The following is a 12,293-nucleotide window of genomic DNA, read 5'->3' as shown; positions in this document are numbered from 1 at the left end:
CAGATGTGAAAGCTTCCAGTATACTTATCTACATTCTTCCCTGTAAAAAAAGAAAAACTCCCCAATCGAAATTGGGGAGCTTCTGAAAGGTCGTTCTTTTTTAAGAGCCCAAATAGAATTATAAAAAGGTTGACCGGTAAAGTCAAGAACAGGAAGTAATTACCTGCCTTCCTTACGCTTTGTCGTCCTTGTTGTCATTATCATCATCTTCACCGATGAAGCTGGTGTCTTCACTGACCATTTCCTCTTCTTCGTCATCGAGGTCGTCCTCATCATAGTCGCCTTCGAAATCGTCGTCGTCCTCGAGGTCGAGGTCCTCATCAGTCAAATCGAGTTCTTCCGTACCTTCGCCCTCTTCATCTCCGTCTTCCTCGGAGAGACCGAGCTCATCTTCAAGAAGCTTGGAAGGTTTCTTTTTCTTCTTCTTTTTCTTCTTGCGTACTTTTGGAAGGTTCGCGATGTCTTCTTCCATCTGTTCGATCGGGTACCATTTACGGAGTCCCCATTGGTTCGTTCCCGTTGTGGTGAAACGTCCGTCAAGGTTCATATCCGTATAGAACTGAGCGATCGCTTCCTGTTTGCGGGTTTTCGAATATTTTTTCAAGTCTGCAATCTGATGGAACAAATCGTTGAAATCATACGTCTGCTGCTGGTCTTCCAATACGACATAAGCCATTTCCAGCATCGAAGTTTCTTCTATTTGTTGTTGGGTCAAATCTTTTAAACTCAACGTCAGCACTCCTTTTTTCTTGATCCGTCTTCGTCTCCCCGATCCATGAAGCTTACACTCAAGGAACGGAACTGTCACCTGCACTTGTTTATGCAATCACATACGAATCTCATTGTAACCATACCCTTCATTATAGAAAGAACAGCCGGAAAAATCAATAACAGAGATTTTTTTGGAATTCCCTCTCTATTTTTCGTACAATGTAATCAGATCCGTGACGAAGGAGAGAGAGAATTGAAACATAAAATGAAGATGCACCGCGTCAAAGAACTGCACCCGGTCACCTGGGTGATAATCGCCCTCATTGTAATCATCGTTCCGACCTGGCTTTATATGAACTACGGGATGATCCACGAAGAACATGTGTCGGAAGCGACAGTTTCTGAAAAGTACCAAAAAGAGAGTGACTACTACATCGTCGCAGATGGTACAGACATCAAGGTGGAGAATCCGAGTGAGTGGATGCTCATCGAAACAGATCAGAATTATGAAATCACCTACGAACAGTATGGTCAGAAAAGTCCTTACGTCGTCACCATCAACCAGGCTCATGATGATGACAGCGCAGGCGGCGGGCACTGATTTTTCTTTTTTGAAAGACACTTTCTTCGATTGGAAGAGTGTCTTTTTTTTGTGAAAAATGGGCGCCAAGTGTTTGTGTGGTGCTCAGAGAGGTCACTTCGGCCTGAGCACCTCTTTTCTTTTCCTATTGCGGCGTTCAGGTGCTTGGCCTGAGCGTGAGCACCTCATAACAGGAGGTTATGCCGGACTCGGGTGGGGCTTCTATCTGTGAACGCCGCATAAAAGCATTCCAATGTCCTGGCCTCCCTCGTCCACGGACGGGGAGGCGTTTATTCGATCTGGCTTCCGGCTGATGTATTAGGTGCTCAGAGAGCTCACTGGGGCCTGAGCACCTCTTTTCTTTTCCTATTGCGGCGTTCGGGTGCTTGGCCTGAGCGTGAGCACCTCATAACAGGAGGTTATGCCGGACTCGGGTGGGGCTTCTATCTGTGAACGCCGCATAAAAGCATTCCAATGTCCTGGCCTCCCTCGTCCACGGACGGGGAGGCGTTTATTCGATCTGGCTTCCGGCTGATGTATTAGGTGCTCAGAGAGCTCACTCGGGCCTGAGCACCTCTTTTCTTTTCCTATTGCGCCGTTCGGATGCTTAGCCTGTGCGTGAGCACCTCATAACAGGAGGTTATGCCGGACTCGGGTGGGGCTTCTATCTGTGAACGCCGCATAAAAGCATTCCAATGTCCTGGCCTCCCTCGTCCACGGACGGGGAGGCGTTTATTCGATCTGGCTTCCGGCTGATTTATGAGGTGTTCAGCGAGGTCACTCGGGCCTGAGCACCTCTTTTCTTTTCCTATTGCGCCGTTCGGATGCTTAGCCTGTGCGTGAGCACCTCATAACAGGAGGTTATGCCGGACTCGGGTGGGGCTTCTATCTGTGAACGCCGCATAAAAGCATTCCAATATCTCCGGAAACGCAAAAAAAAAGCGACCAGGTCTGAAGAGCGGAATCTATTCCGAATCAAGACCTGATCACTTATCATAACGCTTCTACTTTTATTGGCTAATTTTGCTACCGAGAGACCGGAGCCATAAGAAGCCAGGATCAGAGAAAGGAAATTCCGCCTTTCGTCTGACCGGTCTCCTTATGCTCGGGTTTCTAAGCGGGGTAGCTTCACTTTTCTTCCTACATATTCCTTCGATATTGTCCCCCTACCTGATACAACGCGTGTGTAATCTGACCAAGACTTGCGACACGCACGGTTTCCATCAGTTCTTCGAAAATATTCCCTCCTGAAGTCGCTGTTTCTTTCAGTCTGTCGAGGGCTTCTCCCGCTTCTTGTTCATGTGTTTTCTGGAAGTTGCGGAGCTCCGTAATCTGGTGCTCTTTTTCTTCTGTTGAGGCACGGGCGAGTTCCATCGAGTCGATATCTTCTTCCGACTGCGGGTTCGGGTGAAGGAACGTGTTCACTCCTACGATTGGTAGTTCTCCGGAATGCTTCTTGCTTTCATAATAGAGAGACTCTTCCTGGATTTTCCCGCGCTGATACTGACGTTCCATGGCTCCGAGGACACCGCCACGGTCGTTCATGCGTTCGAATTCCTGCAGGACGGCTTCCTCGACGAGATCGGTCAGCTCTCCGATCACGTAGGAGCCCTGCAGAGAGTTTTCGTTTTTCGTAAGTCCGAATTCCTTGCTGATGATCATCTGGATCGCCATTGCGCGGCGGACCGATTCCTCGGTCGGTGTCGTGATCGCTTCGTCATAGGAATTCGTGTGAAGCGAGTTACAGTTATCCTGTAGCGCAATCAGCGCCTGTAGCGTCGTCCGGATATCGTTGAAGTCGATTTCCTGGGCGTGGAGGGAGCGGCCAGACGTCTGAATGTGGTACTTCAGTTTCTGACTGCGCTCATTCGCTCCGTATTTATTTTTCATAACGATCGCCCAGATGCGGCGGGCGACGCGGCCGAGCACCGTGTATTCAGCATCGAGACCGTTGGAGAAAAAGAAGGACAGGTTCGGTGCGAATTTATCGATATCCATGCCGCGGCTCAAGTAATACTCGACATACGTGAATCCGTTCGCAAGCGTGAAAGCGAGCTGGGTGATCGGGTTCGCCCCGGCTTCCGCGATATGATAGCCGGAAATCGATACGGAATAATAGTTGCGCACCTCATGATCGATGAAATACTGCTGGATATCCCCCATCATTCTGAGTGCGAATTCCGTGGAGAAAATACACGTATTCTGTCCCTGATCCTCTTTCAGAATGTCGGCCTGTACGGTACCGCGTACGACGTTGACCGTCTCTTCTTTGATCCGTTTCGCTTCGTCTGTTGTCGGTTTTCTGCCTTCGTTCTCCTCGAATTTCTGCAGTTCCTTATCGATCGCCGTATTGAAATACATAGCGAGTATGATCGGAGCCGGTCCGTTGATGGTCATCGATACGGACGTCTTCGGGTCGACGAGGTCGAACCCGTCGTACAGTTTCTTCATATCTTCGAGTGTACAGATGTTCACGCCGCTTTCTCCGACTTTCCCGTAAATGTCCGGGCGCTCATCCGGGTCTTCGCCGTAAAGCGTCACCGAGTCGAAGGCGGTACTGAGACGTTTCGCTTCTCCGTCTTCTGATAAGTAATGGAAACGGCGATTCGTTTTTTCCGGCGTCCCCTCGCCTGCGAATTGACGGGTCGGGTCCTCCCCTTTCCGTTTGAAAGGAAAGACGCCTGCTGTGAACGGGAAAGCCCCGGGTACGTTCTCTCTTTGAAGCCATTGAACCCGGTCGCCCCAGTCCATGTACTTCGGCAAGGCCACTTTCGGCACTTTCGTCCCTGACAGACTCTCTGTCGTCAGATCCATCGTAATCTCCTGGTCCCGGACTTTGAACGTGAACGTATCGCCCTGGTAGCGCTCGTGAAGGTCATCCCAGTCGTCGAGTTTTTCTTTCACGTCCCGGTCCAGGCCACGTATCGCTTTCTGTTTCGCTTCGGTGATGGATTCATTCTCCCCGATAATCGCTTCTGTACCTTCCAGGTGGTACCACTGACGCGCCTTTTCCGCCTGTTCTTCGGCGAATTCGTGATAGCCCCTGACTTCTTTTGCGATATCACGGAGGTATTGCTGGCGATCATTCGGGATGATGACATTCTGTTTTTCCACTTTGGAAACACGCTCGAGAGACGTTTCGCGGTCCCACTCGTACCGTTCATTGATTTCATCAAGAATCGCCGCGAATAGCGTGTTCGTGCCGGGGTCGTTGAACTGACTGGCGATGGTTCCGTAGACAGGGAAGGATTCATGATCGCCGTGGAACAGCATGTGACTGCGCTGGTACTGCTTACGCACCTGTTTCAGAGCGTCTTCCGATCCTTTCTGTTCGAACTTGTTGATGACGATGAAATCGGCGAAATCGATCATATCGATTTTTTCAAGCTGGGACGGTGCGCCGAACTCCGCAGTCATCACGTACATGGAAAGATCAGTGATTTCCGTAATCTCCGCATCCCCCTGACCGATCCCGCTCGTTTCCACGATGATGAAGTCGTATTCCGCTTTTTTCAATATCTGGATGGCATCCTTCACCGCTGAAGCGATTTCTGTATGAGCTTCCCTTGTCGCGAGTGACCTCATGTAGACGTTCGGATGGAAGATGGCGTTCATGCGGATCCTGTCGCCGAGAAGTGCTCCACCTGTTTTCTTTTTCGTCGGGTCGACGGATAAAATGGCGATTCTTTTGTCCGGCACTTCATTCAGAAAACGACGGATCAGCTCATCCGTCAGGGAACTTTTCCCTGCGCCGCCGGTCCCGGTGATCCCGAGTACAGGCACTTCCTTCTCCGTTTGCCAATGCGTGCGAAGAGTTTCAAGTTCTTCTTCCTCTTTATTCTCCGCCTGAGTGATCATACGTGCGATTGTGAGCGGGTTCCCGTCCGTCAGGTCCATCTCTTCTTTCACAGGAGGGAGGAAATCCGCTTCTTCGACCATATTGTTGATCATGCCCTGCAGTCCATGTTCACGGCCGTATTCCGGGGAAAAGATACGAGTGACGCCGTACTCGTGCAGTTCTTTGATCTCGCGTGGCAGGATCACACCGCCACCACCGCCGAATATACGTACGTGAGAGGCACCTTTTTCATTCAAAAGATCGATCATGTATTTGAAATATTCCATGTGTCCCCCCTGGTAAGAGGATATAGCGATTCCCTGCGCATCTTCCTGAATCGCGGCGTTGACCACATCCTCTACAGAGCGGTTGTGACCGAGGTGAATGACTTCAGCCCCTGTCGCCTGCAAAATACGTCGCATAATGTTGATCGAAGCGTCGTGACCATCGAACAGACTGGAAGCGGTTACAAAACGAACCGCATTTTCCGGTTTATATACATCCATACTGTATTCCTCCTTCTTGATTTATCTGTGCGTCGAAACTCCTTCAAGCAACAGACTTACCTGATGATCGATGTATTCCTCGAGAGAGAACGACCGCTGCAGGATCCATCTCCGGAACCCCCACATCTGTCCCTCGACGAATACATTGTTCGCGATGATCGAAATTCTTCCCGGGGGTGCTCCCGGAAGACTGTGCGAGAGCACTTCCTCGAGCATGACCACCATTTCCTGCTCTTTTTCGAGAATATAGCTTTTCGCTTCTTTCGGCAGTGCTTTCACTTCCTGGTAAAGGACGATGACCTCTTCCTGCAGATCATCCATCAGATGGAAATAGGCGCGCACTGCTTCCTCCAGAGATGTCTCGCCGGGTATGGAGGCATCTACGACCTGTTTCATCCGCTCATTCACCTGTTCATAAATGGAATCACAGACGAGAAAAAGGACATCTTCCTTCGTGCGGATGTACTCATACAGCGTACCGATGCTGAAACCGCTCGCTTTGGCGATTTCTCTCGTCGTCGTTTTATGGAATCCCTTTTCACGGAAAAGGGTGACGGCGCCACGGATCATTTCCTCGCGCCTTTTTTCTACGAGTGCTCTATTTTTAATCGAGGACGGAACCTGTTTACTCTCCATCGCCACTCTTCCTTTCCTGCTTCCATTCATCAAACCATTGTGCGGCAAGTGCGTACGGATCATATCCGTCTTTCTGCAAACTTTCCGTGCGCTCTCCGGTTTCGATCCAACGCTTCACATCGCGCCATATCTCTTCCCGGATCAGTTCATATACTTCCATCTCCCGCTGCATCCGCTTTTTCTCCTGGCCGGAAGTGGTCTCCTCCAGATAACTGCGGTGCCGTTTCATTTCTTCCCACATTTCGGAGAGACCGGTTCTTTTCGTCGCGACGGTTTTGACGATCGGCGGGTACCAGCCCTCAGGATCCGCGATCATCATGTAGTCTTCGAGTGTGATCTTCAGCTTCTCCACATCCGGGAGGTCCGCCTTGTTGATGACGAACACGTCGGCGATTTCCATGATGCCCGCTTTGAATATCTGCAGAATGTCTCCGCTGTTCGGTGTAAGGACCAGTCCGGTCGTATCCACGACTTTCATCACATCCAGCTCCGACTGACCCACTCCGACCGTTTCCACGATGACGACGTCGAATCCGGCGGCATCACACATGCGTATCGCGTCTTTCGTAGCCCTGGCCAAGCCCCCGAGACTTCCGCGGGTCGCCATGCTTCTGATGAAAATCGAAGGATCGATGAAATGCTTCTGCATCCTCGTCCTGTCACCGAGAATCGAACCGCCGCTGAACGGACTGGTCGGATCGATGGCAATGACCGCTACACTCAAGTCCTGCTCCCGCAGGAGATGAAGCAGCTCGTTGATGAGCGTACTCTTGCCTGAGCCGGGGGAGCCGGTAATGCCGATATAGTGGGCCTGTTTTTTTATCGAAAATATGTCACTCATCAATGTGAGTTTTTCTTCGTCCTCCCTTTCCGCGAGAGTGATGGCTCTTGCGAGGGCGCGTCGGTCTCCGTTATGAATCCGTTCTGCGAGCGGGTGCATCGAATCCTCCTTTCTGTAGAGTTGATTCTGCTGTGAATTTACGATAAATGCAGTGTTTTTTACGATAAACATGGATTTTTTGCGATAACTGGTATCTTTTTTACGATAAATCAAAATAATTTACGACAAACTGAAATTTTTTACGATAAATGGGGTGCTGCGTAAGAAGTGGTTAGTGTTTTTTGAGATAAATGGCCGATTAATTGAGATAACTTCAAAAAAGTTGAGATAAACTTCTTACTTTTTGAGATAAATCCTGAAAAATTGAGATAACCCGCTCGTTTTTTGAGATAAAACTCTAAAGGGGCGTTTCCACTTTTCTTTGTACAGTTTCATCACCCAGAATCCCCTAATATAAGCGGCCATCCCTGCTTTGGGAAAGAACACCCGAAGCCAGGCCCGCCACTTATATTAGAGATTCTGAACGGGTGTCTCCGCTTTTTTTTGTCCAGTTGCAGATTCCAGAAATTCGTGTCATAAGCAGCCCGGATCAGAGAAAGGAAAGAACACCTTTCGTCTGACCGATCTGCTTATGACAGTATTTCTAAACGGAATCTTCCACTTTTTTTCGTCTAACTAGTAATCATCCGGCCGATGACGAGGCGCTGGATTTCGTTCGTTCCTTCATAGATCTGGGTGATTTTCGCATCACGCATGTAACGCTCCACCGGGTAATCTTTCGTATATCCATATCCACCATACACCTGGACCGCTTCGGTTGTCACATCCATCGCCGCATCTCCGGCGAAGAGCTTCGCCATTGCGGAGGCCTTCGCGTAAGGCTTTCCTTCCGATTCGAGAAAAGCAGCCTGATACGTAAGTAGTCGTGCCGCTTCTACATCAGTAGCCATGTCCGCGAGTTTGAAAGAGAGACCCTGGTGCTTCGCGATCGGTTTACCGAACTGTTCCCGTTCTTTCGCATAAGCGATAGATTTATCAAGAGCTCCCTGTGCGATACCGACCGCCTGAGCGGCTATCCCGTTACGGCCACCATCAAGTGTCTGCATAGCGATTTTGAACCCTTCTCCTTCTTCGCCGAGAAGATTTTCTTTCGGGACGCGGCAATTTTCAAAAATGAGTTCGGTCGTCGGGGACGAGCGTATGCCCAATTTTTTCTCTTTTTTGCCCTGGGAGAATCCTTCCATCTCTTTCTCGACGATGAAGGCACTTACGCCCTTGTGTCCGGCGTCGGGATCGGTTTTGGCGAACACGATATAGATATCAGCGACTCCGCCGTTTGTGATCCATACTTTGTTGCCGTTCAAGATATAGTCGTCTCCATCTTTTTTCGCCTGCGTACGCATCGAGGACACGTCACTGCCGGCTCCCGGTTCGGATAACGCATAGGCTCCGAGCGCTTCCCCTGTGGCGAGTCGCGTCAGGAAATTTTTCTTCTGCGCTTCGCTTCCGAATGTGTAGATCGGCCAGCTCGCAAGCGAGATATGAGCAGACAACGTAACCCCTGTCGAGGCACATACACGCGAGAGCTCCTCTACAGCGATCGCGTAGCTGACGAAATCCGATCCGATTCCGCCATATTCTTCAGGCCACGGAATGCCTGTGAGCCCGAGTTCAGTCATCTGATCGAAAATACCGCGGTCGAACCTCTCTTCTTCATCACGTTCCGCCGCTGTCGGTTCCACTTCTTTTTCCGCAAAATCACGGACCATTTTTTTAAGCATCTGCTGTTCTTCCGTCAATTGAAAATTCATGTCTTTTCCCCTTTCCTATTTCATCAAATGATTGCCGATGACGATGCGCTGGATTTCACTCGTACCTTCATAGATCTCACAAACTTTAGCGTCCCGGAAAAAACGCTCCACCGGGTAGTCTTCCGTGTACCCGTATCCTCCGTACACCTGCACCGCTTCAATGCTCGTATTCACAGCGGCGCGGGAAGCGTAAAGCTTCGCCATCGATACTTCTTTGCCACACGGCTTCCCTTCCTGCTGGAGACGGGCGGCTTCGTAGACGAGCAGCCTCGCCGCTTCGACTTCCGTCGCCATATCCGCCAATTTGAAGGAAAGACCCTGGTGCTTGGCGATCGGTTTTCCGAACTGTTCCCGTTCCTTCGCGTAGCCGACAGCGTGCTCTAAGGCCGCTTCCGCGATACCGAGTGCCTGTGCTGCAATCCCGATCCGTCCGGTGTTCAGGTTGTTCATGGCCACTTCGAACCCTTTCCCTTCTTCACCGAGAAGGTTCTCTTCAGGTACCCGGCACTGATCGAAATTGATCGTGCATGTACTGGAGCCGTGCATGCCCATCTTCCTCTCGACCGCGCCCACGGAAAAACCGGGCATACCTTTTTCTACGATAAAAGCACTGATACCTTTACTTCCTGCCTCCTGGTTCGTACGCGCAAAAACGATGAACGTATCCGCTGCCTCCGCATTGGTGATGAACGCTTTGGAGCCGTTCAGGATATAAGCATCCCCGTCCTTGACCGCTTTCGTCTTCAGACTGGCTGCATCCGATCCTGCTCCTGGTTCCGTCAGGGCGAAGGCTCCGAGGTATTCTCCACTTGCAAGCTTCGGCAAATATTTCTCCTTCTGCTGTTCTGTACCGAAATGAACGATCGGGTTCGTACCGACTGAGGTATGAACCGAAAGGATGACTCCGACTGTTGCGCTCACTTTCGACAATTCGTTAATTGCAAGAATGTAGGAAGTGAAATCCATCTCCGAGCCGCCGTATTTTTCAGGAATCGGAATTCCCATCAGCCCGAGTTCGGCCATTTTTTCTACGACTTCTATCGGAAAGCGATCTTCCGCTTCCATCCGTTCCACCGCAGGAGCTACTTCTTTCTCCGCGAAGTCACGCACCATTTTCCTCATCATCTGCTGTTCATCTGTAAAAGCCATTGGTTTCTCCCCTATTCATAAACGTAGAAGCCGCGTCCGGATTTCTTCCCGAGCCAGCCGGCAGCCACATATTTCTTAAGTAACGGACACGGACGATATTTCGAATCGCCGAAGCCGTCGTAAAGAATTTCCATAATCGACAGACATGTGTCGAGACCGATGAAATCCGCCAGTTCAAGCGGTCCCATCGGATGATTCATGCCGAGTTTCATGACCGTGTCCACATCTTCCTTCGAGGCCACGCCTTCATAAACGGTGAAAACCGCTTCGTTGATCATCGGCATCAGTACCCGATTGGATACGAAGCCGGGATAATCGTTCACTTCGACCGGCGTTTTCACGAGCTGCTGTGCCAGCTGTTCGACCCGTTCATACGTATCGTCACTCGTCTGGATCGCCCGGATGACTTCCACCAATTTCATGACCGGAACCGGGTTCATGAAATGCATCCCGATCACCTGGGACGGTCGGTTCGTGGCGGCTGCGATATCTGTGATCGGAAGCGAAGAAGTGTTCGTCGCAAGAATAGCGTGCTCCGGCATGATGTCATCGAGCTGACGGAACACTTTTTCTTTGATATCCATACTTTCGACGACAGCTTCAATCGCAAAATCGCATTCTGCGGCGTCTTCCATCGTCGAAGCGGTTTCCAGATGCGCTTTCGCCTGCTCCGCTTCTTCCTGGCTCATCCGTTCTTTTTCAACGGAACGATCCAGGCGTTTATATATACCTTCGATTCCTTTTTTCAGCGCTTCTTCATTTACATCAAACAGTTTCACGGAAAAGTTGTGCGTTGCGAATACTTGGGCGATTCCGGCGCCCATCTGACCGGCACCGAGGACGAAAATGTATTTCATGGTTACGCTCCCTCCACTTCGATTAAGACTGCATCGCCCTGGCCTCCGCCGGAGCAGATCGCTGCGATGCCGAGTCCGCCGCCGCGACGACGAAGTTCATAAGCGAGCGTCAGGATGATTCTCGCTCCACTCGCACCGATCGGGTGACCGAGGGCGACCGCTCCGCCGTTTACGTTCACTTTTTCCGTGTCGAGCCCGGCGATCTTCCCACTGGCGAGTGATACGGCAGCAAACGCTTCATTCACTTCGAAAAGGTCGATATCATCGAGCGTTTTCCCTGACTTTTCGAGCAGTTTGTTGATGACGAGTCCCGGCGTTTCCGGGAAATCCTGAGCTTCCACGGCCACTTCATCGTGAGCAAGAATCGTCGCGAGCGGTTTTAGGTTGGCCTGTTTCGCTTTTTCATCGCTCATCAATACCACGGCACAGGCACCGTCGTTGACACCCGGCGCATTACCGGCTGTAATCGTGCCGTCCGAATCGAAAGCGGGCTTCAATTTCTGGAGACGCTCCACCGTCGTATCCAGGCGCGGAGCTTCGTCTGTATCAACAGAAATCGGATCCCCTTTACGTTGAGGTACATCGACGGGGACGATCTCCTCTTTCAATACTCCGGATTCAATCGCTTTGCCGGCGAGATGATGACTGCGTGCCGCCCATTCGTCCTGGGCTTCTCTCGAGATGTCGTGGTTGTTCGCTGTACGATTTCCGTAAGAGCCCATATGCACTCCTTCAAAGGAACAGGTCAGACCGTCGTGAATCATCATATCTTTTACAGCACCGTCTCCCATGCGGAAACCGAATCTCGCTTTCGGCATGAAATATGGAGCGCTGCTCATACTTTCCATTCCGCCTGCAACAATGAGTTCCTCTTCCCCGAGACGGATGAACTGATCGGCCATCGTCACACTACGCATGCCGGACGCACACACTTTATTGACCGTTTCCGTCTTCACGTGCCAGGGAATGCCTGCATTCCGGGCGGCCTGACGTGACGGCAGTTGACCCTGGCCTCCCTGCAGAACCGTTCCCATAATCACTTCACCGATATCTTTGCCTTCTACCCCGGCGCGCTGCATGGCTTCTGCGATCACTTTTCCTCCGAGTTCGGAAGCGGATAAAGATGAGAGGCTTCCTCCTAATTTTCCAAACGCGGTACGTGCACCTTCGACGATCACTGTTTTCGTCATACCTGTTTCCTCCTTTAGTGTGATAACGCTTTCAAAAAATGTCTATCGAACGCTCGCTCAATTTTCTTCCATAAGGAAAGTGTACAAAACTTTCTGTACACTTTCCACTGTTTTCCTCATTTTTTTTGAGTTCATTTTGTTTTTGCGACGTTCATGGCGGTTGTCCCCGGCTGA

Annotated in this window: 9 protein-coding genes; 1 reads left to right on the top strand and 8 read right to left on the bottom strand. The window is 50.7% G+C overall.

What is annotated here, in order from left to right:
* Positions 1-172 precede the first annotated feature (172 nt).
* Positions 173-730, bottom strand: coding sequence for a DNA-directed RNA polymerase subunit delta (gene rpoE, locus BW944_RS04775; protein ID WP_076557260.1), 558 nt, complete (start codon positions 728-730; stop codon positions 173-175).
* 234 nt (positions 731-964) lie between these two features.
* Here rpoE and BW944_RS04770 point away from each other — a divergent pair, with 234 nt between their 5' ends.
* Positions 965-1,312, top strand: coding sequence for a hypothetical protein (locus BW944_RS04770; protein WP_234983113.1), 348 nt, complete (start codon positions 965-967; stop codon positions 1,310-1,312).
* 1,119 nt (positions 1,313-2,431) lie between these two features.
* On the opposite strand, the gene icmF is transcribed toward BW944_RS04770, so the two are convergent.
* From icmF to BW944_RS04735, 7 genes are all read right to left on the bottom strand, one after another.
* The gene (gene icmF, locus BW944_RS04765; protein WP_076557257.1) at positions 2,432-5,635 is read right to left on the bottom strand and encodes a fused isobutyryl-CoA mutase/GTPase IcmF; all 3,204 of its coding nucleotides are present in this window, start codon (positions 5,633-5,635) and stop codon (positions 2,432-2,434) included.
* Between the two features lie 21 nt (positions 5,636-5,656).
* Positions 5,657-6,271, bottom strand: a complete 615-nt coding sequence (locus tag BW944_RS04760; protein WP_076557255.1) for a TetR/AcrR family transcriptional regulator — start codon at positions 6,269-6,271, stop codon at positions 5,657-5,659.
* Positions 6,261-7,211 carry a methylmalonyl Co-A mutase-associated GTPase MeaB gene (meaB, locus tag BW944_RS04755; protein WP_076557253.1) on the bottom strand — a complete coding sequence of 317 codons (951 nt, stop codon included), beginning with the start codon at positions 7,209-7,211 and terminating at the stop codon, positions 6,261-6,263. Before meaB ends, BW944_RS04760 begins: the two co-directional genes overlap by 11 nt.
* A gap of 572 nt (positions 7,212-7,783) precedes the next feature.
* On the bottom strand, positions 7,784-8,923 hold the full coding sequence (locus BW944_RS04750) for an acyl-CoA dehydrogenase (RefSeq protein ID WP_076557251.1): 1,140 nt from the start codon (positions 8,921-8,923) through the stop codon (positions 7,784-7,786).
* A 15-nt stretch (positions 8,924-8,938) separates the two neighbouring features.
* Positions 8,939-10,072: an acyl-CoA dehydrogenase gene (locus BW944_RS04745; RefSeq protein ID WP_076557249.1), complete on the bottom strand. Its 1,134-nt coding sequence runs from the start codon at positions 10,070-10,072 to the stop codon at positions 8,939-8,941.
* A gap of 11 nt (positions 10,073-10,083) precedes the next feature.
* Complete coding sequence (locus tag BW944_RS04740; RefSeq protein ID WP_076557247.1) at positions 10,084-10,929, bottom strand: 3-hydroxybutyryl-CoA dehydrogenase; 846 nt, start codon at positions 10,927-10,929, stop codon at positions 10,084-10,086.
* 2 nt (positions 10,930-10,931) lie between these two features.
* Positions 10,932-12,119, bottom strand: a complete 1,188-nt coding sequence (locus tag BW944_RS04735; protein WP_076557245.1) for an acetyl-CoA C-acetyltransferase — start codon at positions 12,117-12,119, stop codon at positions 10,932-10,934.
* Positions 12,120-12,293 lie beyond the last annotated feature (174 nt).

Source organism: Salimicrobium flavidum (assembly GCF_900156645.1).
GTDB classification, from domain to species: domain Bacteria; phylum Bacillota; class Bacilli; order Bacillales; family Halobacillaceae; genus Salimicrobium; species Salimicrobium flavidum.
Note: the sequence above shows the minus strand (reverse complement) of the source record. Positions and strands in the feature narration are given on the sequence as shown.